Below are 23209 nucleotides of genomic sequence, written 5' to 3'. Positions count from 1 at the left end.
AACGGAGCCTGGCGTTCACCGGAATTGCGCATGACGCCCACGGACGGGTGGTCCGCACCGGGGCCGGACGTGGCCGGCGGGTGAGAGGTTGCCGTGAATCCGCTGCCGGGTGGCGTCGGTCATAGACAGCGCCGTGCCGAGCACGAAGGGTGGGCCGCGACGGAAGGAGCGCCTCACCGTGGAACGGAGCACGACGGACCCCACGCCGGACGCGTGCCCGCCCGCGCCGGGCACGCCCCTTCCCGACGGCACCGCCGCCGTCCCGGCCCCGGCCCTCGCGGGCCTGCTGGACGGCATGCCCCGCCAGCGCGCCGCCGTCCCCGCACCGGCCCCCGCCACCGCGGACCCCGCCCCGTCCTCCCCGCACCGGCCGCTGCCCCGCCCGTGGCGTCTGCTGCCGACCCCCCTCGGCACCCCGTTCACCTTCGGCTACGCGGCCGTCCTGACCGTCACCTCCCTGATCGCGGCCCACGCCGACCCCGGCCTGGTGCACACGCTCCACCAGGGCTCCAGCACCGACGTGGCCCACCTGGTGCGCACGCCCGTGCTGGTGCTGCTGGCGAGCGCGCTGTGGGTCGCGGGCGGGATCCTCTCGCCGTACACGGTCGCGTTCGTGCTGGTGCTCACGGTGCTGGAGCGGCGGATAGGCGGAGCGCGGGCCGCCTGCGTCTTCCTGGCCGGCCATGTCCTGGCCACCCTCGCCACCGAGGTCCCGGTGGGCCTCGCCGTCCTGCTGGGCCACCTGCCCGACACCTCGCTGCACCGCCTCGACTACGGCATCAGCTTCGGCGTGGCCACGAGCACCGGCGCCCTGACGGGCCTGCTGCGCCCCTGGCTGCGCTGGCCGTTGCTGATCCTGGCGGCCGGCGGGCTGCTGAGCGACCTGCTGGCCTACGCCGACCCGCTGACGAACTGGGGCCACGTCATCGCCCTGACGATCGGTGTGGCGGCCTGGCCCCTGGTCCGGCGGTGGCACCGGCCGGCCCGGGGCGCGGGGGACTGCGCGGGCCTCCCAACGCACCCGCGTCCGCGCACGTTTGCGCAGCTCATCCCCCTGGTCGTACGTGATCGCTCAGAGCGAACAGCAGCCCGGGAACAATAGACCCCGCTAGAACATTGAGTCGGCATAGCTCAAGTTGACTGCCGAAGGGGAGATCATGGCTGCTGAGTCACCGGCGTTCACGCTGAACCTGCCCGTGCTGCCGCTCGACGACGAGGTCGTGCTGCCCGGCATGGTGGTCCCGCTGGACCTGAGCGACGCCGAGGTGCGGGCCGCGGTGGAGGCCGCTCAGGCCGCCGCCCGCTCCGAACCCGGAAAGCCCAAGGTGCTGCTGGTGCCGCGCATCGACGGCACGTACGCCAAGACCGGCGTCCTCGGCACGGTGGAACAGGTCGGCCGGCTCGCCGACGGTGACCCGGGGGCCCTGGTCCGCGGTCGCAGCCGCGTCCGCATCGGCGCCGGCACCACCGGACCGGGCGCCGCGCTCTGGGTCGAGGGCGCCCGTGTCGAGGAAACCGTTCCCGAGCCGCTGCCGGGCCAGGTCACGGAACTGGTCAAGGAGTACAAGGCGCTCGCCACCACCTGGCTGAAGAAGCGCGGTGCCTGGCAGGTCGTGGACCGCGTCCAGGCCATCGACGACGTGTCCGCGCTGGCCGACAACTCCGGCTACTCGCCGTTCCTGACGACCGACCAGAAGGTCGAACTGCTGGAGACCGCCGACCCGGTGGCCCGGCTCAAGCTCGCCACGCAGCAGCTGCGCGACCACCTCGCGGAGCAGGACGTGGCCGAGACCATCGCCAAGGACGTCCAGGAAGGCGTCGACAAGCAGCAGCGCGAGTTCCTGCTGCGCCGTCAGCTGGAGGCCGTCCGCAAGGAACTGCGCGAGCTCAACGGCGAGAAGGAGGGCGAGGAGTCCGACGACTACCGCGCCCGCGTCGAGGCCGCCGACCTGCCGGAGAAGGTCCGCGAGGCCGCCCTCAAGGAGGTCGACAAGCTGGAGCGCGCCTCCGACCAGTCGCCCGAGGGCTCCTGGATCCGCACCTGGCTGGACACCGTCCTGGAGATGCCGTGGAACGAGCGGACCGAGGACGCGTACGACATCCAGGGCGCGAAGGCCGTGCTCGACGCCGAGCACGCGGGCCTGGACGACGTGAAGGAACGCATCACCGAGTACCTCGCCGTGCGCAAGCGGCGCGGCGACCGGGGCCTGGGCGTCATCGGCGGGCGGCGCGGCGGTGCCGTGCTCGCGCTCGTCGGCCCGCCCGGTGTCGGCAAGACCTCGCTGGGCGAGTCCGTCGCGCACGCCATGGGCCGCAAGTTCGTCCGCGTCGCCCTCGGCGGCGTCCGTGACGAGGCCGAGATCCGCGGTCACCGCCGTACGTACGTCGGCGCGCTGCCCGGCCGGATCGTGCGCGCCGTCAAGGAGGCCGGGTCCATGAACCCGGTGGTCCTGCTGGACGAGATCGACAAGGTGGGCTCCGACTTCCGGGGCGACCCGGCCGCCGCCCTCCTCGAAGTGCTCGACCCGGCGCAGAACCACACCTTCCGCGACCACTACCTGGAGGTCGAGCTGGACCTGTCGGACGTGGTCTTCCTCGCCACCGCCAACGTCCTGGAGGCCATCCCGGAGGCGCTCGCCGACCGTATGGAGATCGTCCGCCTGGACGGCTACACCGAGGACGAGAAGGTCGTCATCGCCCGGGACCACCTGCTCCCGCGCCAGCTGGAGCGGGCCGGTCTGGAGAAGGCCGAGGTCACGCTGGACGAGAGCGCGCTGCGCAAGCTCGCCGGCGAGTACACCCGCGAGGCGGGCGTGCGGACCCTGGAGCGGTCCATCGCGCGGCTGCTGCGGAAGATCGCGGCCCAGCACGAACTGGGCGAGCGCGAGCTGCCGTTCACCGTCACCGACGGTGATCTGCGCGGGCTCATCGGCCGGCCGCACCACGTGCCCGAGTCCGCCCAGGACCCGGCCGAGCGCCGTACGGCCGTCCCCGGTGTGGCGACCGGCCTCGCGGTCACCGGCGCCGGCGGCGACGTGCTCTTCGTGGAGGCGTCCCTGGCCGACCCGGAGACGGGTGGGGCGGGGCTGACCCTGACCGGCCAGCTGGGCGACGTGATGAAGGAGTCGGCGCAGATCGCGCTGAGCTTCCTGCGCAGCCACGGCGCCGAGCTGGAGCTGCCGGTGGCCGACCTGAAGGACCGGGGCGTGCACATCCACTTCCCGGCGGGCGCGGTGCCGAAGGACGGTCCGAGCGCGGGCATCACGATGACCACGGCCCTCGCCTCGCTGCTCTCCGGCCGCCTGGTCCGCACGGACGTCGCCATGACCGGCGAGGTCTCGCTGACCGGCCGGGTGCTGCCCATCGGCGGCGTGAAGCAGAAGCTGCTCGCCGCCCAGCGCGCCGGGGTGACCACCGTCATCATCCCCAAGCGCAACGAGCCCGACCTGGACGACGTCCCGGCCGAGGTGCTGGACAAGCTCGACGTCCACACCGTGACCGACGTCCGCCAGGTCCTGGAACTGGCGCTCGCGCCCGCCACGAGCGACGCGGCGCCGGAGGTTCCGGTAGCGGCGTGACGGACGCTGCCGGATGAGGCAAGGCCCGGGTTCCGTGAGGGAGGCCCGGGCCTTCGCCGTGCGGTGAGCGCGGGGCGGCGGGGCCGCACGGGCGCCCCGCGTGTCAGAGCGCGGTCAGCGACTGCTCCGCCCACACCGTCTTGCCGATCCGGTCGTGCCGGGTCCCCCAGCGGTCGGCGAGCTGGGCGACCAGCAGCAGGCCCCGGCCGCCCTCGTCGAAGATCCGGGCCCGGCGCATGTGCGGGGCGGTGTCGCTGGCGTCGTAGACCTCGCTGATCAGGGTCCTGCCCTGACGGATCAGCCGGAGCCGGATGGGCGGGCGGCCGTAGCGGATGGCGTTGGTGACCAGCTCGCTGACCATCAGCTCGGTGGTGAACGCGGCCTCGTCCAGGCCCCACGCGGACAGTTGGCCGGTGGTGTACCGGCGGGCCAGGGAGACGACGGTGGGCTCGTCGGCCAGCTCCCAGGAGGCGACCAGGTCCTCGTGCAGGGCCCGGGTGCGGGCCACCAGGAGGGCGATGTCGTCGTCGGGGCGGTGGCTGAGCAGGTCGCCGAGGACCCGGTCGCACACCGACTCCGGCGACTGCGCGGGACGGCCGAGCGCGATGAACATCTTGTCCAGCGCCTCGTCGATGTCGTGGTCGCGGGCCTGAAGCAGCCCGTCGGTGTAGAGCACGAGCAGGCTGCCCTCGGGCAGGTGCGTCTCCATCGCCTCGAAGGGCAGTCCGCCGAGCCCGAGCGGCGGCCCCGCGGGCACGTCGAGGAAGCGGACGGTGCCGTCCGGGGCCACCACGGCGGGCGGCGGATGCCCGGCCCGGGCCACGGAGCAGCGGCGCGAGACCGGGTCGTAGACGGCGTACAGACAGGTGGTGCCGATGCCGCCGGCGGTGTCGGCGCCTGGGTCCGCGCTGCCCTCGTCGGCGGCCAGCCGCAGCACCAGGTCGTCCAGGTGGGTGAGCAGCTCGTCGGCGGGCAGATCGACGTCGGCGAGGGTGCGTACTGCCGTGCGCAGCCGGCCCATGGTGGCCGAAGCCCGGATGCCGTGGCCCACCACGTCACCCACGACGAGCGCCACCCGCGCCCCGGACAGCGGGATCACGTCGAACCAGTCGCCGCCCACGCCGGCCCGGGCCGCGGCCGGCAGATAGCGGGTGGCGATCTCCAGGGCCGCCTGGTCGGGCACCGTGTGCGGGAGCAGGCCGCGTTGCGGGGCCGCGGTGGTGGTGCGGGGCCGGGGGCAGCCGCGGGCCTGTTCCATGCCGGTGGCCGCCTTGGCGGTGAACTCCTCCGCGAGCCGCAGGTCCTCCGGTCCGAAGGGCCCCCGCCCCCCGTGCCGGCCGAACAGGGCGACGCCGAGCGTGCTGCCCTGGGCGAGCAGCGGGACCGCCAGCAGGGAGCGCGTCCCGGACGTGCGCAGCCACGAGGCGCCCGGGTCCAGCGCCACCCACTCGGCCACGGCCGGGTCCGCCATGTCGTACAGCATCGGGCGGGCCGCCGTCAGACACCGGGTGGGCGGCGAGTCCGCCGGGCAGGCGATCACCTCACCGACACCGGCACCCACACCGGTTCCCGCGCCGCCGCCGTGGCCGGGCCCGCCGCCCGCCGGGACCGCGCGCAGGGCGGCGCGGCGCAGGACCACCTGCTCCGGCGGCCGGGCGGCGGCCTCGGCGGTGGTCCACGGGGAGTCCAGCAGGTCCACCGCCATGAGGTCGGCCAGCCGGGGGACCGTGACCTCGCCGAGTTCCTGCGCGGCGCGGGCCTGGTCCGCCGCCGTGCCCACGGACGCGGCGGACCCGCCCGAGGGGCGAGCCCCGCCGGCGGTTTCCCGGGCCGGCTCCGGCACGGACAGGCAGACGGCCCGCACCTGCCCGTCGGCGTCCTTCAGTGGGGTGAGGACGACGGCCTGGCCGAGGTCCGGGCCGAGCCTGCCGCGCGCCTCCTGCGGCCGGCCGCGCTCCAGCGCCCGCCGCATCGACCGGACGGCCTCCTCGCTCGCGGCCCCCGGCGCGATGTGGGTGAGGCGCAGTCCGCGGATCGCCGCCTCGGGCAGGGCGAGGGCGTGTTCCATCCGCCGGTTGGCGCGCACCAGGCGCAGGTCCGCGTCGAAGATGGCCAGCGGAAAGGGGGACTGGAGGAACGTCCACTCCTCCAGCGGTTCGCCGCGCGGCGGCTGGGTCCGGGCCGTCACCGCGCTCACCACGAGCCAGTCGGTGGCGCCGGTGCGGGAGGTCCGGCGGTGGGCGAGCACGCCCAGTTCCAGGAGGCTGCCGTCCTGGTGGCGCAGTGGGACGGTGCCGTTCCAGCGGGTCCGGCCGGCCAGTGCCCGCCGGACCGCCGCGCCATCGGCGGCGAGCAGCGCGGTGGCGGGCCGGCCGACCACCGCCGGGGAGTCGTAGCCGAGCAACCGCCGCGCCCCCTCGCTCCAGCCGGTGAGGACGCCCTGCTCATCGATGGTGGCCGTGGCCGTGTACGTCGACTGTCGCTCCATCGCCGCTCATCTCGCCCTTGCTCGGCAGGCTCTCCTGTCCAGCTTGATCCCGGGCGGCGCGGAGCACCAACGCAAGGCGGCGCACACGGTGGCCCCCGCCGTCCGGCAGGGGCCACCGCGGAGCCGTCGGCCGTCAGGCGCCGGCTGTCAGCCGAGGGCCAGGGCCTGCACCCGGTCCAGGGCGCCGTTGAACTTGTCGTGGTCGCCGACCGTCGGGCCGGAGGAGGTGTACTGCCACATCGTGTAGTACGACCACCCCGCCGGCAGCGTCCCCGGGTCGGAGGCGTAGCGGGCGATCCAAAGCGGGTTGTTCACGGCGAAGCCGCCGTAGTTGCCGGTGCACTGGGTCCACCAGCTGGTGGCGGTGTAGATGACCGGGTAGCGGCTGGTGCGGGCCTTGTAGGTGTTGATGAAGTCGGCGATCCAGCTCACCATCTGGCTCGCGGTCTTGCCGTAGCAGGCGGCGCCGTACGGGTTCCACTCGATGTCGAGGGCGCCGGGCAGCGTCTTGCCGTCCCGGGACCAGCCGCCGCCGTGGTCCACGAAGTAGTTGGCCTGGGTGGCGCCGCTGGTGGTGTCCGGGGTGGCGAAGTGGTACGAGCCGCGGATCATGCCGACGTTGTAGGAGCCGTTGTACTGCTGGGCGAAGTACGGGTTGGTGTAGTACGTGCCTTCCGTGGCCTTCGTGTAGGCCCACCGGACCCCGCTGCTCCACAGCGTCGACCAGGCGACGTTGCCCTGGTAGCCGGAGACGTCCACGCCCTCGGTCTGGGTGGCGTCACCGGTGCTGGGCGTGCCGTCCTGGCCGTCGTGGGCGAGGACGCCCATGCCCATGTAGGCGGAGCCGCGGCTGGGCGTGCTCGCGGCCTGGGCGGAGGTGAGCGGAAGCGTGAGGGAGAGCGCCGCGAGCAGGGCCGTGAGGAGAACGGCGAGGGGGCGCGGGCGGAACGACAGGGGGGAGCGGGGGGAGCGGACGGAGCGGGTGGAGCCGGGTCTGAGCACGGGCATGACGTGCCTCCGGGGAGTGGAGTGGGGGGGAGTGACGTGGGGACTGCGACACCGACCGTCGGCCCACTGGCGTGGGCATGCCATTAACGACGTGGTAGAGAAGCTACGCACGTAGATGAGGGCGTGGGAAGGGGGTCCGGGCGACGCCGTTGGTCTACGCCTGCGAAATACTGGCAGAGCTGCGGCAATGACGACTTTTGACGGAAACTTTCAGGACCGCGAAACCGAGCAGGGGTGCTGACGTGCACGAGGACGGAAACGGCGGCGCGCACGGCGCCGTCGGCGAGATGACGCCCAGTGGTGCAGACCAGGAGTTCCTGGCGCTGGAGCGGGAGTTGACCGTGCTGCTCCGGCGCGCCCGGTCCAACCAGGGCGAGATGGCCCGGGAGGTCCACCCCGACCTGGAGTCCTCCGCGTACGGCCTGCTCATCCGGCTGGACGAACTGGGCGGCCAGCGGGCCACGGAACTCGCCGCCTACATCGGGGTCGGCAAGGCCACCATGTCCCGCCAGCTACGGGCCCTGGAGGACCTGGGCCTGATCGCCCGCGAGCCCGACCCGGCCGACGGCCGCGCCTGGCTCGTCACCCTCACCGACGAGGGCAGCCGCCGCGTCGGCACGGTCCGCGAGGCCCGCCGCGCCCGCTACGTCCGCCAGCTCGCCCACTGGGACCGCCGCGAGGTCGCCGAACTGGCCCGGCTGCTGCACGAGCTGAACGGGGTCATGGCGAAATGACACCGCACCGCCGCGGCGGCCCGGCCCACCGAATCAGCCCGGCTTCGGTGTGCGGTCCGGTACGGCGGAACGGCTCGGTACGGCGGAACAGCCCGGCGCGGCGAAATGGCTTGGTCCGGGTGTGCGGCCCGGTGCGGCGGAACACCCCGGCTGGCGAAACGGCCCGGACTCGGCGTGCAGTCCAGCCCCGGCGTACAGCCGGCACCGGCACTGAACCCGGCACCGGCACTGAACCCGGCCCCGGCATCAGCCCCGGCCCCGTCGCCCCGCCCCCGGCGCCCCTCGGGCCCCGGCACCAGCCCCCGCCCCCGCGTCCCGCACCGCCGTCACAGCTCCACGTACACCACCGTCGCGTCGTCGTGCGTCTTGCCGCGTCCCAGGAACGCCCGCTCCTCCCGGTCCGCCGTCTCCAGCTCCCGTACCCGCTCCACCAGCGACCGGGCGCCCTCCTTGGCGACCAGGTCGAACAGGGCCGTCCAGTCACCCTCGCGGAACGTCTCCGTCCAGCGGGTCGCGCCGTCCGTCAGCGCCGCCAGTGACCGGACCTCCTGCCGGGGCAGGGTGCCCGTGACCGCCCGGGCGGCCACGGCGGGGTCGGCCGCGGCGGTGAAGAAGCCGCCCTCCTTGTTGCGCAGGTTCGCGTCGACCAGCGCGTCCGTGGCGAGCGCGGAGCGGGGCAGCCGGGCCAGCCGGTCGTCCAGCACCGGGGTGACCGTGCCGTCGGGTCCCCGCAGCAGCAGCACGGCATCGGACAGCACCAGGTACTCGACCTCGGTGGCGGACCAGCGGGTCAGGGCGACGGTTGCCTGAGGGGTTCGCGGGTGAGAAAGCTCACAGGTGTCCGCGTGGGTGTCCGCGGTGCGCCGGATCGCCCGCGCGAGAATCTCCGAGAGCGTCAGATCTCGGCCGGAAACGGTCAGTTCGGTCAGCGCACCGCCCAGCCGCGCGGTGAACCAGGGGACGGAATGCAGACACCCCGTGCCGCCGCTGGGCGGAGTCACTCCGTCCAGGACGATCACGCAACCTCCCTGTCCGGAGGCGGGTAGTCCGACACCGGCGAAGTCCTCGTTGGGGCGGGACGCGTCGCCGGGTTCCGAAACGAGATCAGTGCGCATCCAGCCAGTCTGCACGAGCTCTTCACAAGGTGTGCCAAAGGCTGGCACCAGTCGGTGAATTCTCACGACCCCGCAGGTCAGGTGCCTGTTTTGGGCGAGAATGATCCACTCCGGGAAGGCGTGGCGGCGAATACTGCCAAAGCCTGCCGCGTGCGTCCAACCGGCCCACCGCGCAAGAGCGTCGCACGCGCCAGTGGAACTTGCCCGCCAACTCCCCTCCGATGTTCACTCCTTCGGGTGGCGGGTCAGGTGATGCGCGACCACTGCCCACCGGCGCTGGGAGGGTCGGGGACCGTACGAACCGGGTGTACGCACCACTTGGCACGAGCTGACGGGGCACCACCCGGGCCCCTGGGTAGACGAGTTCAGGAATGCGAGCACCGGTGCAGAAGAAGCGGCCTCGGCGCACAGGCAGGCAGACGGCCCCCGAGGGGACCGTCCCCCAGACCCCCGTGGGCACCGGTCGCCCCACCCATGTGCGCTCCCGGCTGATCGTCGCCGTCGCCGTGGTGGCCGCCGCCGTCGCGGGGGCCGGGGCACCCGCACTGCTCGGCGCCTCCCAGGACGTGAGCGACTCCCAGGACCTGGTGACGCTGGCCACCCGCACCCAGGACGCGCTCACCCTCGCCCACTCCCTCGCCGACGAACGCGACGAGGTCACCTCCTACGTCGCGGCCGGCCGCCCCAAGGACAAGGCGCCCTCCGAGGACCGCAGCGCCCGGGTGGACCGGCAGGTCGAGGAGCTGCGCGCCGACACCGGCACCCCGGCGAGCCTGCGCACCGCCCTCGACGGCATCGACGCGCTCCGCCGGAGCGCCCTCACCGGCAAGACCAGCGCCCTCCAGACCCACCAGGCGTACTCGGCGACGATCACCGCGCTGCACCGGCTCGCCGAGCAGCTGGCCGAGCAGATGCCCCCGCGGGCCGGCTCCGGCGGCCACGCGCTCGCCGAACTGGACTCGGCCGTCCAGCAGTCCGCCGCCGCCCGCGGCCTGCTGCTGGCCGCGCTGAACATCCCGTCCAGCACCCAGACGGTGATCGACCCCACCACCGGTCTGCCCACCACGACCGCCACCAGCACCGAAGCGGACCGCAAACAGCGCGACGCGCTCACCGCCGCCGCCCAGCAGGCCCGGCTGCGCGCCGACGCGGCCCTCGCCGACTTCCGCGAGACCGCGCCGAAGGCGGCCGTGGACTCCTACGACTCCACGGTCACCGGCCCCGAGGTCAACTCGGCCGACAAGTACCTCGCCTCGCTCACCGACCAGCCCACTCTCGCCGACAGCGAGCTGACGACCAGCACCAAGAAGCTGGACGCGGCCCTGTCCGCCCGTGTCGACCTGATGCGCGGCGCGGAGTCGGCGCTCTACGACCACCGCACCAAGGACCTCGCCAAGCTCCGGGACGACGACGTCACCGCCCTGGAGATCCGCGTCGCCGTCCTCGGCGTGCTGATGCTGGTCGCGGTCGGCGTCGCCACGGCCATGGCCCGCTCCCTGACCCGCCCGCTGTCGGTCCTGCGCCGCGGCTCGGCCCGCCTCGCCGGGTCCGAGGACCCGACGGCCCAGGAGCCGATCGCCTTCACGGGCCGCAACGACGAGTTCGCCCAGGTGGTCCGCTCGGTCAACGCCCTGCACGCGCACGCCGTGGCGCTGCACGAGCGGGTCGCCACCCTGGAGACCGACCGCAAGCACCTGGTGGGCCAGCGCCAGAAGATGGCCGACGCCCGCGAGGAACTGCGCGCCGAGCTCGCCGAGTCCACCGCCCAGCTGGAGCGGCTGCGCACCAGCATCGGCTCCACCTTCGTCAACCTGGCCCTGCGCACCCTGGGCCTGGTCGAACGCCAGCTCGCGGTCATCGAGGGCCTGGAGGACCGCGAGCAGGACCCCGACCGCCTCGCCACCCTGTTCAAGCTGGACCACTTCGCCACGGTCATGCGCCGGCACAGCGAGAACCTCCTGGTCCTCGCCGGCACCGAGCACGTCCAGCAGCATCCGGGCCCGGTGCCGCTGGTCGACGTGGTCCGGGCGGCGGTCAGCGAGATCGAGCGCTACGAGCGCGTCCGCATCGCGGCCCTCCCGCCGCACGCGCACGTCGCGGGCTTCGCCGCCGACGACCTCTCCCACCTGCTGGCCGAACTCATGGAGAACGCCACCTCGTTCTCCCCGCCGGACCTGCCCGTCGAGGTCTCCGGCTGGCTCCTGGAGTCGGGCGAGGTCATGCTGTCGGTCCAGGACGAGGGCATCGGCATGACCGCCGAGCGCCTGGACGTCCTCAACGGCCGCCTCGGCGACTTCGACCCCGAGTCCCTCTACGACCAGGAGGGCGAGGAGGGCCTCGGCCTCGGCCTGTACGTCGTCGCGCGCCTCGCCCACCGGCACGGCGTCCGCGTCCAGCTGCGCGAGCAGAAGCAGGGCGGCATCGCGGCGGTGGTGGTCCTCCCGGCCTCCGTGCTGGTCGAGGCCGCCCCCACGGCGCTCCCGCCGCAGAGCACCGCCCCCGGCGCCACGGGCACCTTCACCCTCCCCGGCGCCGACGCCGAGGCCAACTCCAACGTCCTGCCCACCCGCGCCAAGCACCAGGACCCCCTGGTCACCCTGGCGGAACAGGCCGTACGGGAGGCCTCCGCCAAGGCACCGCAGGAGTCCGGGCGGGAGGCGCCGGCGGAGGCCCACGAGCAGGCCGCCCAGCCCGCCCAGGACACGGAGACCCGCCCGAAGGCCCCGGCGGAGACGTACGCCGAGACGACGATGGAGCTGCTGCTCCCGAACGCACCGGCGGAGCCCGCGAACCCGGTGACCGGCCGCCTCGACGACCCGCGGGCCGCCGACGGCGAGCACACCCGGCAGGAGTCCCCCGCACCCGACGACGAGACCCGCACGGGTGGTGCCGGTGGGAACGCGGACGCCGAAGACGCAGCCGAGGCGCACGCACCCGGCGAAGCGCCGCAGGCGACCCGCGAAGCCGAGGAGGAGGAGCGGCTCACCAGCAAGGGGCTCCCCAAGCGCACACCGAAGATCACCGCCCCCACCACCCCGCCCCGCCAGCGCAGCTCCAGCGTCGACGCCGAAGCCCTGCGCCGCAGGCTCGGCGGTTTCCGCACCGGCGCCCAGGCCGGCTACCGCGACGTAGCGGCGGAGATCGCCGAGCAGACGGCCAACAACCGGCGGCCGACCAGCCACGCACACGCCGAAGAAGCCACGGGGGGCACAGCCGAGGAGGCAAGCAGTTGACCGCGCCCACTACCTACGGACTGAGCAGTGAAGCCCGCAACCTGCACTGGCTGCTGACCAACCTGGTCGAGGAAGTACCCGGCATCCAGTCCGTCGCCGTGGTCTCCTCCGACGGGCTGCTCCTGCTGTCGTCCGACCCGGGTCACACGGAGGAGGCCCGCCAGTCCCGCGACAGCAAGCGGACCGGCCCCCGGGGCTCCGCCGCCGACCTCGCCACCATCGTCTCCGGCATCGGCAGCCTCACCGTCGGCGCCGCCAAGCTGATGGAGTTCGGCGGGGTCAAGCACACGATGGTCGCGATGGAGGAGGGCAGTCTGTTCGTGATGTCGATCAGCGACGGCTCGCTGCTCGGCGTGCACGGCTCCGCCGAGTGCGACATGAGCGTCGTGGCGTACCACATGGCGCTCTTCGTCGGCCGCGCCGGCCACGTCCTGACGCCCGAGCTCCGCAGCGAACTACGCAAGAACCTGGAAGCCGAGTCGACGGGGAGCGACCGATGACCGGCACCCCGGAGAAACCGGGCAAGACACAGCTCCCGGTCCGCGGCGGAGAGCGCAAACCCGCCCGCGTCCGCCCCTACTCGCTCACCGGCGGCCGTACCCGCTTCGGCCACGTCCTCCTCGTGGAGACGTTCGTGGCGGCGCTGGAGGCCCCCGAGGAGCGCAAGGAACTGACGAACGGTTCGCTCACCACCCGGGTCATGCCGGAGATGCGGGCCATCGTCGAACTGTGCCGCCGTATGCGCACGGTGGCCGAGATCGCCGCGCTGCTGAAGATGCCGCTCGGCGTGGTCCGCGTGCTCCTGAGCGATCTCGCGGACCAGGGAAAGATCCGTGTGTACGGCACCGGAACCGGTCACGGCACCGGCCGCCCGGACCGCGCTCTGCTGGAAAGGGTGCTGAGTGGACTCCGCCGTCTCTGACGCCACCGCCTCCTTCGGGGGCACCCCGCTCGTCGCCGGGTTCACCGAACCGGACGAGGACCTGAAGTCCTGGCAGACGGACCGGACGCGCGCCCCCATCGCGACGAAGATCGTGGTGGCGGGCGGCTTCGGCGTCGGCAAGACCACGCTCGTCACCTCCGTCTCGGAGATCACGCCCCTCCAGACCGAGGCGCTGATGACCGAGGCCAGCGAGGGCACCGACGACCTGTCGGCCACGCCGGACAAGCTCACCACCACCGTGGCCATGGACTTCGGCCGCATCACGCTCGACGACGACCTGGTGCTCTACCTGTTCGGTACGCCGGGCCAGCAGCGGTTCTGGTTCATGTGGGACGACCTGGTGCGCGGCGCGATCGGCGCCGTCGTCATGGCCGACACCCGTCGGCTGAAGGACTGCTTCCCGGCCCTGGACTACTTCGAGAGCTGCGGACTGCCGTACGTCGTCGCGGTCAACCACTTCGACGGCAGCGAGAGGTTCGAACCGGAGGACGTGCGGGAGGCGCTGACGATACCGGCGCACATTCCTGTCATGATCATGGACGCGCGGCGGCGGATCTCGGCGATCGAGGTCCTCCTGGCCCTGGTGGGCCACGCGCTGGACGAAACCCCGGAGTAGTCCTCACCCCTCGTCCTCATCCCGTAGGAGGCACCACCCGCATGCGGAAGATACTCGTCGTCGGGGCCGGCCAGTCCGGCCTCCAGCTCGCCCTCGGCCTTCAGTCGCACGGCTACGAGGTCACCCTGATGTCGAACCGGACCGCGGACGAGATCCGCTCCGGCCGGGTCATGTCGACGCAGTGCATGTTCGACACCGCTCTCCAGCACGAGCGCGATCTCCAGCTGAACTTCTGGGAGTCCCAGGCCCCGAAGATCCAAGGACTCGGTGTCTCGGTCGCCGCGCCCGGCTCGCACGACCCGGGCCCGACCCAGCGGGCGATCGACTGGGTGGGCAGGCTCGACGGGTACGCGCAGTCGGTGGACCAGCGGGTGAAGATGGCCGGCTGGATGGAGACGTTCGCCCAGCGCGGCGGCCAGCTGGTCATCCACGGCGCGGCGGTGGGCGACCTGGACTACTTCTCCCGCGCCTACGACCTCGTCCTGGTCGCGGCCGGCAAGGGCGAGCTGGTCTCGATGTTCGCCCGCGACCCGCAGCGCTCCCCGTACAGCGAGCCGCAGCGGGCGCTGGCGGTGGCGTACGTCCACGGGCTCGGTCCGCGCCCGGAGCACCCGGAGTTCGACGCGGTCCGCTGCAACCTGGTCCCCGGGGTCGGCGAGCTGTTCGTCATGCCGACGTTCACCACGTCCGGCCGCGCCGACATCCTGTTCTGGGAGGGCATACCCGGCGGTCCGCTCGACGTCTTCCAGGGCGTCAAGGACCCGGCGGAGCACCTCTCCCTGACCCTGGAACTCATGGAGCGGTTCACGCCCTGGGAGTACGCGCGGGCCACGAAGGTCGAGCTCACGGACGCGGGCGGCACCCTGTCCGGCCGCTACGCCCCGACCGTCCGCAACCCCATCGGCCGGCTGCCCTCGGGCGGGCTGGTGCTGGGCGTGGCCGACGTGGTCGTCGCCAACGACCCGATCACCGGCCAGGGGTCCAACTCGGCGGCCAAGTGCGCCGCAGCGTACCTCGCGTCGATCCTGGAGCACGGTGACAAGCCGTTCGACGAGGAGTGGATGCGGCAGACGTTCGACCGGTACTGGGCCACCGCGCAGCACGTCACCAAGTGGACGAACGCGATGCTGGCGCCGCCGCCGGAGCACATCTTGAACCTCATCGGCGCGGCCGGGCAGTTGCAGCCCGTGGCGGATCGATTCGCCAACGGATTCAACGATCCGGCCGACTTCGAGAACTTCTTCTACGACCCCGAGAAGACGTCCGCCTACCTGGCCTCGGTCACCGGGGCCTGACGGGTTCGCCCCCCTGCGGGGGCTGGCCGCGTCCGTCCGTACCGGGACGTACGGCGCCCAGGACCGGATAGCTGGCGATCGGTGACACCGTGACCTTCTCACCCGGTCTGGGCGCCTGTACGACCTTCCCGCCGCCCACGTACATCGCCACGTGCGTCGCCTCCGGGAAGTACACCACCAGGTCGCCCGGCCGGAGCTGGTTCAGCGGGACCCTGCGCAGCCGGTCCCACTGCTCCTGGCTGGTGCGCGGGATCGGTGTGCCCGCGTGGGACCAGGCCTGTGAGGTCAGGCCCGAGCAGTCGTACGCGTCGGGGCCCTGCGCGCCCCACTGGTACGGCTTGCCGACCTGGTCCATGGCGTAGCGGACGGCACGGTCGCCGGCCGGGGTGGCCGGGCGGTCGGCGGGCAGGGCGCCCGCGGTGGTCAGGCGCTGCTGGGCCGCGGTGACCCCCTGCTGTTCCAGCCGGGCCACGGCCGCGAGCTGGGCCGGGGTGAGACCGGCCAGCAGGCGTTCCACGTCGGCGAGTTTGCCCTGGACGTCGTCGCGCTGCCGCTTCTGCCGGGCGGCCAGGCCGAGCTGGGTGTCCAGGGCCTTGCGGGCCGCGCGGGCCAGCGTGTCCTTGCGCTGCTCCGCGGCGGTGAGCCGGGCCACCGTACGGGCCCGTTGGCGTGCCAGCTCGCCGAGGACGTGGCCCTCGTCCAGCGCGTGCTGCGGGTCGGGCGCGAGGAGCACGCGCACGTACGGTCCGAGGCCGCCGCTGCTCTGGTACTGCTGCCGGGCCAGGCGCCCGGCCTCGGTCCGGCTGTCCCGCAGGACGAGCCGGGCGCCGGCGAGTTCGCCGTCGAGCCGGGCCACCTCGGCGCGCTGCCGCTGAAGCTCCACGGTCGTGGCGTTGTAGGTCTCGGTGGCCTGCTCGGTCTGCCGGTAGAGCCGCTGAAGGTCCGTCAGCAGTTCGGCCACGGACCGCTGGGGCTCCGGGGTGGCCGCGGCGGGCACGGGCACGAGGACGGCCTGGGCCGCCACCGCCGTCGTGCAGGCCAGACGCAGAAGCCTTCCTGACACGTCATCACCTCCGCTGCGCGGGAAGCGGAATCTCCACTTCCCGGCGCAACCCGATAATCAGACGTGTCGGTGCCGGCTGGGTACGCAGTGTGCGCGGTTCGGCGCAGCGGTTTCACTCGTTCGCGTCGTCCGGCTTGCCGGACGGCGTGGCGTCCGGCCTGGACCAGGGCCAGCGGAGCTTCCCGCCCGACCTGTCGTCCGGGTCGTACCGGTACTTCCACCCCTGGATCAGCCCCAGCCGCCTGCTGTGCCCGCGGGGCACGCGGCGGTAGACCAGCACCGTGGGCGGGCCGCCCCCGGGGTCCGGGACGGGGATGCGGTACGTCTTCGGGGGGTGCCCGGTGGGGCCGACCAGGACGGGCAGCACGCGCCCGTCCATGGGGCCGCCCTCGAAGGGGGTGTCCTGGCTCTTCACGGGTCCAGTCTCAGCCATCCGCCGACAGCGCGGTGACCAGCGCGGCCGTCTGCGGGTCCCGGCCCGCGGTGACCGTGAGGACGGCCAGGAACTGCTCCACCAGCCAGTCGCGCAGCTCCTCCACCGGGGGCTGCTTGTCCTCGTCCAGCCAGATCAGGGAGGCCGCCTCCACGGCCGTGATCCACATCCGGACGGTCATGCGCAGCCGGGGGCCCGGGTCGGTGACGCCGAGGTGCTGGTGGATGTGCTCGGCGGCGGACCGGCGCACCCCGTCCACGATGGCGGTCGTGCGGGAGGTCTCCACCACGCTGCCGCCCTGGAGCAGCGCGCTGAAGCCGGTGTCGTGCTCGTCCACGAAGGCCAGGTAGCGGTCCAGGGCGCGGGACAGCCGGGGCAGCAGGGGCCCCTCGCGGGGCTCGTCGAAGCACTGCCGCAACTCCTCGGCGGCGGAGCGCAGCGCGGCCTCGTAGAGCTGCTGCTTGCCGCCGGGGAAGTACCGGTACACCAGCGGGCGCGACACCCCGGCCGCCTCCGCCACGTCGTCCAGGGAGACGTCCTCGGGCGCGCGGTGCGCGAAGAGGCCGAGGGCGGCGTCCAGAAGCTGACTTCGCCGCTCCTCGACGCTGAGCCGACGGTATGCGGGGGTGGCCGACGGGGTCATGCCCCGCAGCCTAATCGCCGCGCGGCTCCGGCCGTCTTCCACCTGCCGGCCGGCAGTGGCTGCCCGTAGCCGCACATCGGCACACCCCCGCGCCCCTTCGGCCGGCGCGGCTCGCTAGGCCAGGAGGCCGGAGGACCTCCACAAGCGCCGCCCCACACCCCGCAGCACCCCGATGTCGTCCAGGAAGTCCGTCAGCCGCTTCGCGCCCGTCTGCATGACCTCCCGCCGGTGCGCACTGGCCTTCACCTGCGCCATCGCCTCCCGCTTGTCCAGGCCGACGTTGGTGTAGACCTCCGGGTTGACGAAGGCGACCGAGAAGACGCGGGCGAACTCGCCCGACGTGACCCGGGTGAACTCCTGGGACCACTTCGGCGCGGTCACCATCTGGCGCCGCAGCTCCTCACGGGCGTACCGGACGTGCCGGGCCTCCTCCACCACGTGGATCCGCGTGACACCCCGGATCAGCGGCTGCACCCGCTCGTCGGGGAACGTCAGCCGCTGCATCCAGTCCAGCACCTCCTCGCCGAGCAGCGTGGCGGTGAAGGAACCGGGGGTGGTGGAGATCGTCTTGAACAGGCGGCCGAGGTTCTGGTGGGCGCGGCTCACCGGGTACCAGGGCGTGCCGCCGTGCGAGATGAGCCGGGCGAACATCTTCGAGTGCCGGCACTCGTCCTCGATCTCGGTGAGGGCATACCGCACGTGCGCGCTCGTCGCCGCCTTGTCGTAGATGTGCCGGACGAGCAACTGCATGAGGATGATCTCGAACCAGATGCCGAGCGAGGCCAGCGCGGCGGCCTCGTGCCGGGAGAGCAGGATGCGCTGTTCCTCGCTCATCCGCTTCCACATCGGCGTGTCGTACAGCGACACCAGCTCCGGCGGCCAGAACCACTTGCCCTCCTCGAAGGGCGCGTCCCAGTCCAGCTCCTCGTCCGGGTCGAAGGAGTGCTTGGCGGAAGAGACGAGCAGCCGTTCGGCCACCTGTTCCCGGTCCTTGAGCAGGCCGAGCGCGTCGCGCAGCCCGTCCAGCGCGTCCGCTTCCGTCAGGGTCGTCATGGCTCCCTCACCTCGTTACCCGGGGGTAGTCGTCCTGCCTCTTATAAGACTGCCTGTCAGCAAGCTCGTCAATCCCTGGCGCATGACTTGTTGACCCGGCGTCTACGTGTGAGCCTGCGGGGTATGCCGACCCATGAGCTCTACGCCAACGAGCCGGGAGACTCCCCCTGGCAGGTCCCCGCCGCCGGCGCGGCCCGGTTCAGCTGGGAGTACGCCGACGGCCGCGACCGCCTCCTCGCCCTGTACCAGAAGGGCAAGGACAAGCAGTGGGACGGGCGGACGCGGATCGACTGGGACCTGGAGGTCGACCCGTACGACGCCCTCGGCACGCCCGACGAGGCGATGTCCCTGTACGGCACCCCGTACTGGGACAAGCTCTCGCGAAGGGACAAGGGCGAGCTGCGCCGGCACTACGCCTCCTGGCAGTTCAGCCAGTTCCTGCACGGCGAGCAGGGCGCGATGATCTGCGCGGCGCGGATCGTGGAGTCGGTGCCCGACCTGGACGCCAAGTTCTACTCCGCCACCCAGACCATGGACGAGGCCCGGCACGCCGAGATCTACGGCCGGTTCCTGCACGAGAAGATGGGCCTCGTCTACCCGATCAACGACAACCTCCAGTCGCTGCTCGGCGACACCCTGCGCGACAGCCGCTGGGACATGCCCTACCTCGGCATGCAGGTGCTCATCGAGGGCCTGGCGCTGGCCGCCTTCGGCATGATCCGGGACACCACGGACAAGCCGCTGCCCAAGCAGATCCTCACGTACGTCATGCAGGACGAGGCCCGGCACGTGGCCTTCGGCCGGATGGCGCTGCGCGACTACTACCGGCAGCTCACCGACGCCGAACTGCGCGAGCGCGAGGAGTTCGTCATCGAGGGCTGCTACCTGATGCGCGACCGGCTGCGCGGGGTGGAGGTGCTGGAGAACTTCGGCATCCCCAAGGCCGAGGCGGAGGCGCTGAGCGAGCGGTCCGAGTTCCTCCGGCTCTTCCGGAAGCTGCTGTTCAGCCGCATCGTCCCGTGCGTCAAGGACATCGGCCTGTGGGGCGAGCGGCTCCAGCGGGCCTATGTGGACATGGGCGTGCTGGAGCTGGGCGACTCCGACCTGGACCTGCTGATGGCCCAGGACGAGGAGCTGGCCGAGCGGCTGGACGCCGAGCGCTTCGCCGCCGAGGAGCGGGAACGGGTGGCCGAGGTGGAGACGGCGATCGAGTCGGGGGCGGCGGAGGACTGACCGGACGCGGCACGCGGTGCCGGTCCGTCACCCGGGTGCAGTAGCGTGCTGGCGTGTCCATGCCTCCACCGCCGCAGAATCCCGGCCCCTACGGCCAGCAGCCCCCGCAGCAGCCGGGGCCGTACGGCGGGCAGCCGCCGCAGGCCCCCGGCCCGTACGGCTCCCCGTATCCACAGCAGCCCTACCCGCAGCAGCAGCCGTACCCGGCCCAGCAGCCCTACCCGCAGCAGCAGCCCTACCCCGGCTGGGGCGTGCCGCCGATGGCCCCGCCCCCGAAGAAGCGGCGGATCGGTCTGGTGCTCGGCATCGTGGGCGGTGTCGTCGCGGCCGTCGTGGTGCTGCTCCTCGCGCTCGGGATGGTGGCCGAGAGCGGTTTCCCCGCGGCCGAGCACAAGCTGACCCTGCCCGGCAAGCTGCTCGACGGGACGTACGCACTCGTCGACGACCTCTCCGGGTCCGAGGGCAAGAAGATCAGTGAGGAGGCCGACGGGGCCTGGGACGCCAAGGACATCCACGGCGTGGTCGGCACCTACAGCCCCGGCGGCGACGAGACCAAGGGCACCCTGGTGGTGTCCGGCATGTACGGCCGGTTCAAGAACGCCGAAGAGGCCCGCACGAACATGATGAAGGGCGCCGGCGAGGGCGACAGCGCGACGATCGCCGTACCGGCGAAGGAATTCGAGCTGGACGGCGTCACCATCAGCTGCGAGGTGATGACCGAGGAGCAGCTCGGCACGAAGATCACCGTGCCGGTGTGCGCCTGGGCCGACGGCAACACCGGGGCCACGGTCGCCGAGGTGGCCACGGCCGCCATGGACCAGGACCCCTCGGACGTCGACCTGGAGGCGTTCGCGCGCAAGACCCTCACGGTCCGCTCGGAGATGCGCAAGCCCATCGGCTGACCCTCACCGCCCCAGCACCGCCCGCATCACCTCCCGCGCGATCGGCGCCGCGTCCCCGCCGCCGCTGATCTCGCCCCGGTCCGCCGAGGCGTCCTCCACCACCACCGCGACCGCCACCTGCGGCTCCGGGGCGTCCTCGGCCTGCGCCCAGGAGACGAACCAGGCGTAGGGCACCCCGGCGTTGCCGACACCGTGCTGGGCGGTGCCGGTCTTGCCGCCGACCAGGGCGCCGGGGATGGCCGCGTTGGTGCCGGTGCCGTCCTCCACCACGCCGGCCATCAGCTCCTTCATCAGGGCCGCCGTGGACGGCCGCATCACCTGCCGCCCCGGCCGGGCCGCGCTGCCCGAGAGCGGCTCGCCGCCGTGCCGGGTGGTCCGCTCCACCAGGTACGGCGGACGCAGCCGGCCGCCGTCCGCGACCGCCGCCGCGACCATCGCCATCTGCAACGGCGTGGCCCGCGTGTTGTACTGCCCGATCGAGGACAGCGCGAGCTGCGCCCTGTCCACCCGGGTGTCGAAGGTGCTTGGCGCCACGGCGAAGGGGATGCGCACCCCGGTGTCGTTGAACCCGAACGCCTGGGCCGTGGCCGCCATGTCCCGCACCCCCACGTCCACGCCCAGCTTGGCGAAGACCGTGTTGCAGGACCACTCGAAGGCGTCCCGCACCGAGGCGTCCCGGCAGCCGTCGCCCTCGTTGGTCAGCAGGGTGGTGGTGCCGGGCAGCCGGTAGGGGTCGGGGGAGTCGGTGCGCCCGTCCAGGTCGGTCACCACACCCGCGTCCAGCGCCGCCGCCGCGGTGACCACCTTGAACGTCGACCCCGGCGGATAGGTCTGCCGCACCGCCCGGTTGAGCATCGGCTTCTCCGGGTCCTGGTTGAGCCGCGCCCACGCCGACGTCACCGCCTCGCTGTTGCCGGACAGCTCCGAGGGGTCGTACGACGGGCTGCTCACCAGCGCCAGCACCCGGCCCGTGGCCGGCTCGATCGCGGCCACCGCGCCCTTCCGCCCGGCGAGCCCCCGGTACGCGGCCTCCTGCGCCTGCCGGTTCAGGGTCGTGACGACGTCCCCGCCGCGGTGCGGCGCCCGCGCCACGTCGTTCCACAGCGGCAGCGGCGCGAGCATCGGGTCGGTGCCGGAGAGCACCCCGTCCGCGGCGTGCTCCAGGTACGTGGTGCCGTACTTCTGCGAGGAGAAGCCGGTGACCGGCGCGTACAACGGGCCGTTGCCGTAGGTGCGTTCGTAGCGGAGCTGCTCGCCGGTGTCCACGGACCCGGTGACCGGCTCGCCGCCCACCAGGATGTTCCCGCGCGGCACCTGGTACCGGGCGATCGCGGCCCGGCGGTTCGCCGGACTGCCGTTGTACTCCTCGGACTGCACGACCTGCACCCGGGTCGCGTTGGCCAGCAGGGCCGCCAGCAGCAGCGCGCAGAACACGCAGGCGTGCCGGATGTACTTCCCCATCGGGCGCCCGCCGTCGGGAAGGCCGTACTCGCTCACCGCGCCTCCCGGCCGTCGTACTGGCTGCGCGCCGAATCGCTCACCCGGACCAGCAGCGCCACGATCGCCCAGTTGGTGACCACCGAGGAGCCGCCCTGGGCGAGGAACGGCATCGCCATGCCGGTCAGCGGGATCAGCCCGGTGACCCCGCCCGCGATCACGAACACCTGCAACGCCACGATCGAGGCGAGCCCGACCGCGAGCAGCCGGCCGAACGGCTCGCGCAGCGCCAGGCCCGCCCGGTAGCCGCGCTCCACCAGCAGGGCGTACAGCAGCACGATCCCCGCCAGCCCCGCCAGGCCCAGCTCCTCGCCGGCGGTCGCCAGGATGAAGTCCGACTTGGCGGCGAAGCCGATCAGGATGGAGTGGCCGAGCCCGAGCCCGGTGCCGAGGAACCCGCCGGCGGCGAAGGCGAACAGCGACTGGGAGAGCTGGTTGGGGCCCTGCCCGGCCTCGATGGTGGCGAACGGGTGCAGCCAGTCCTCGATCCGCGCGCCCACATGCGGCTCCAGCCGCCCCACGGCGAACGCGCCGAGCACGGCCAGCAGCAGTCCGACCGCGATCCAGCCGGTGCGCCCGGTCGCCACGTACAGCAGCACCACGAACAGCCCGAAGAACAGCAGCGAGGTCCCCAGGTCCCGCTCCAGCACCAGCACGCCCACGCTCACCAGCCAGATCGTCAGGATCGGCCCGAGCACCCGCCCGGTCGGGAACTGCAACCGCCACAGCCGGCGCCCGGTGTACGCGAGCGCGCTGCGGTTGGCGGCCAGGTAGGCGGCGAAGAACACCGCGAGCAGCACCTTCGCGAACTCGCCCGGCTGGATGGAGAACCCGGCGATCCGGATCCAGATCCGGGCCCCGTTGACGGGCGGGAACAGGATCGGCAGCGCCAGCAGCACCAGGGCGGCCACCACACAGACGTACGCGTACCGCTGGAGCACCCGGTGGTCGCGCAGCACCAGCACGACGGCGATGAACAGACCCACCCCCAGCGTGGACCACACCAGCTGCGTGGGGGCCGCCCGGTCACCCGGTGTCTCCAGGTCCAGCCGGTAGATCAGGACCAGCCCCAGCCCGTTGAGCAGCACGCCGATGGGCAGCGGCAGCGGATCGGCGTACGGCGCCCGGACACGGACCACGACATGGGCGAACAGGGCGAGCACGCCGAGCCCGGCGCCGTAACCGACGGCACCGGGCGGCACGGTACCGGCCCGCGCCAGCCCCACCGCGCAGTAGCCGTACACGGACAGCAGGACGGCCAGCACGAGCAGGGACAGCTCGACGCCCCGGCGCCGGGGGAGGCGCGCGGCACGCGCGGGAGCGGGAGCCGCCGCCAGGGTGGTTCCGGCCTTCGTCATGCCCGGAACCTACCTAA

19 protein-coding genes are annotated in these 23209 nt (G+C 72.9%); 10 read left to right on the top strand and 9 right to left on the bottom strand.

From position 1 onward, the window contains the following. The first annotated feature begins 178 nt into the window (after window positions 1–178). Both AQJ11_RS23280 and lon read left to right on the top strand, forming a co-directional pair. Window positions 179–1102 (top strand): rhomboid-like protein, encoded by a 924-nt coding sequence (locus AQJ11_RS23280; protein ID WP_059264228.1) that lies wholly within the window; start codon window positions 179–181, stop codon window positions 1100–1102. 55 nt (window positions 1103–1157) lie between these two features. Continuing rightward, window positions 1158–3578, top strand: coding sequence for an endopeptidase La (gene lon / locus AQJ11_RS23275; RefSeq protein ID WP_059264227.1), 2421 nt, complete (start codon window positions 1158–1160; stop codon window positions 3576–3578). 103 nt (window positions 3579–3681) lie between these two features. Here lon and AQJ11_RS23270 read toward each other — a convergent pair whose 3' ends face one another. Then, complete coding sequence (locus AQJ11_RS23270; RefSeq protein WP_059264226.1) at window positions 3682–6066, bottom strand: SpoIIE family protein phosphatase; 2385 nt, start codon at window positions 6064–6066, stop codon at window positions 3682–3684. 147 nt (window positions 6067–6213) lie between these two features. Then, a complete protein-coding gene (locus tag AQJ11_RS23265; protein ID WP_059264225.1) occupies window positions 6214–7074 on the bottom strand; it encodes a lysozyme in 861 nt (286 codons plus the stop codon). Between the two features lie 242 nt (window positions 7075–7316). Between AQJ11_RS23265 and AQJ11_RS23260 the strand changes: the two genes are divergently transcribed. Further along, complete coding sequence (locus AQJ11_RS23260) at window positions 7317–7808, top strand: MarR family winged helix-turn-helix transcriptional regulator (RefSeq protein ID WP_014674958.1); 492 nt, start codon at window positions 7317–7319, stop codon at window positions 7806–7808. A 326-nt stretch (window positions 7809–8134) separates the two neighbouring features. Here AQJ11_RS23260 and AQJ11_RS23255 read toward each other — a convergent pair whose 3' ends face one another. Then, complete coding sequence (locus AQJ11_RS23255) at window positions 8135–8923, bottom strand: protein phosphatase 2C domain-containing protein (protein WP_059264224.1); 789 nt, start codon at window positions 8921–8923, stop codon at window positions 8135–8137. A gap of 383 nt (window positions 8924–9306) precedes the next feature. Here AQJ11_RS23255 and AQJ11_RS23250 point away from each other — a divergent pair, with 383 nt between their 5' ends. The 5 genes from AQJ11_RS23250 to AQJ11_RS23230 are packed head-to-tail and all read left to right on the top strand — an operon-like array spanning window position 9307 to window position 15010. Further along, the gene (locus tag AQJ11_RS23250; RefSeq protein ID WP_208616590.1) at window positions 9307–12156 is read left to right on the top strand and encodes a sensor histidine kinase; all 2850 of its coding nucleotides are present in this window, start codon (window positions 9307–9309) and stop codon (window positions 12154–12156) included. Continuing rightward, window positions 12153–12656 (top strand): roadblock/LC7 domain-containing protein, encoded by a 504-nt coding sequence (locus AQJ11_RS23245; protein ID WP_014674961.1) that lies wholly within the window; start codon window positions 12153–12155, stop codon window positions 12654–12656. The genes AQJ11_RS23250 and AQJ11_RS23245 overlap by 4 nt, the downstream gene beginning before the upstream one ends. Further along, entirely contained in the window at window positions 12653–13078 is a 426-nt protein-coding gene (locus AQJ11_RS23240; RefSeq protein ID WP_014674962.1) for a DUF742 domain-containing protein, read from the top strand. Before AQJ11_RS23245 ends, AQJ11_RS23240 begins: the two co-directional genes overlap by 4 nt. Further along, window positions 13059–13715 carry a GTP-binding protein gene (locus AQJ11_RS23235; RefSeq protein WP_014674963.1) on the top strand — a complete coding sequence of 219 codons (657 nt, stop codon included), beginning with the start codon at window positions 13059–13061 and terminating at the stop codon, window positions 13713–13715. Before AQJ11_RS23240 ends, AQJ11_RS23235 begins: the two co-directional genes overlap by 20 nt. A 41-nt stretch (window positions 13716–13756) precedes the next feature. After that, complete coding sequence (locus AQJ11_RS23230; protein ID WP_014674964.1) at window positions 13757–15010, top strand: styrene monooxygenase/indole monooxygenase family protein; 1254 nt, start codon at window positions 13757–13759, stop codon at window positions 15008–15010. On the opposite strand, the gene AQJ11_RS23225 is transcribed toward AQJ11_RS23230, so the two are convergent. From AQJ11_RS23225 to AQJ11_RS23210, 4 genes are all read right to left on the bottom strand, one after another. Further along, window positions 14997–16073: a C40 family peptidase gene (locus AQJ11_RS23225; RefSeq protein ID WP_059264223.1), complete on the bottom strand. Its 1077-nt coding sequence runs from the start codon at window positions 16071–16073 to the stop codon at window positions 14997–14999. The genes AQJ11_RS23230 and AQJ11_RS23225 overlap by 14 nt on opposite strands. Window positions 16074–16185: 112 nt before the next feature. Beyond that, window positions 16186–16506: a hypothetical protein gene (locus tag AQJ11_RS23220; RefSeq protein WP_208616589.1), complete on the bottom strand. Its 321-nt coding sequence runs from the start codon at window positions 16504–16506 to the stop codon at window positions 16186–16188. Further along, window positions 16499–17149, bottom strand: a complete 651-nt coding sequence (locus AQJ11_RS23215) for a TetR/AcrR family transcriptional regulator (RefSeq protein ID WP_059264221.1) — start codon at window positions 17147–17149, stop codon at window positions 16499–16501. The genes AQJ11_RS23220 and AQJ11_RS23215 overlap by 8 nt, the downstream gene beginning before the upstream one ends. A gap of 114 nt (window positions 17150–17263) precedes the next feature. Further along, complete coding sequence (locus AQJ11_RS23210) at window positions 17264–18202, bottom strand: AurF N-oxygenase family protein (protein ID WP_014674968.1); 939 nt, start codon at window positions 18200–18202, stop codon at window positions 17264–17266. Between the two features lie 123 nt (window positions 18203–18325). Between AQJ11_RS23210 and AQJ11_RS23205 the strand changes: the two genes are divergently transcribed. After that, window positions 18326–19435, top strand: coding sequence for a ferritin-like domain-containing protein (locus AQJ11_RS23205; RefSeq protein ID WP_059264220.1), 1110 nt, complete (start codon window positions 18326–18328; stop codon window positions 19433–19435). Window positions 19436–19488: 53 nt separating this feature from the next. Then, complete coding sequence (locus AQJ11_RS23200) at window positions 19489–20337, top strand: hypothetical protein (protein ID WP_059264219.1); 849 nt, start codon at window positions 19489–19491, stop codon at window positions 20335–20337. 3 nt (window positions 20338–20340) lie between these two features. Here the strand turns inward: AQJ11_RS23200 and AQJ11_RS23195 are convergent, their stop codons facing one another. Then, entirely contained in the window at window positions 20341–21798 is a 1458-nt protein-coding gene (locus AQJ11_RS23195; RefSeq protein WP_175252437.1) for a penicillin-binding transpeptidase domain-containing protein, read from the bottom strand. Between the two features lie 32 nt (window positions 21799–21830). Beyond that, the gene (locus AQJ11_RS23190; RefSeq protein WP_059264218.1) at window positions 21831–23192 is read right to left on the bottom strand and encodes an FtsW/RodA/SpoVE family cell cycle protein; all 1362 of its coding nucleotides are present in this window, start codon (window positions 23190–23192) and stop codon (window positions 21831–21833) included. Window positions 23193–23209 lie beyond the last annotated feature (17 nt).

It is taken from the genome of Streptomyces corchorusii (genome assembly GCF_001514055.1).
GTDB lineage: Bacteria > Actinomycetota > Actinomycetes > Streptomycetales > Streptomycetaceae > Streptomyces > Streptomyces olivaceoviridis.
Note: the sequence above shows the minus strand (reverse complement) of the source record. Positions and strands in the feature narration are given on the sequence as shown.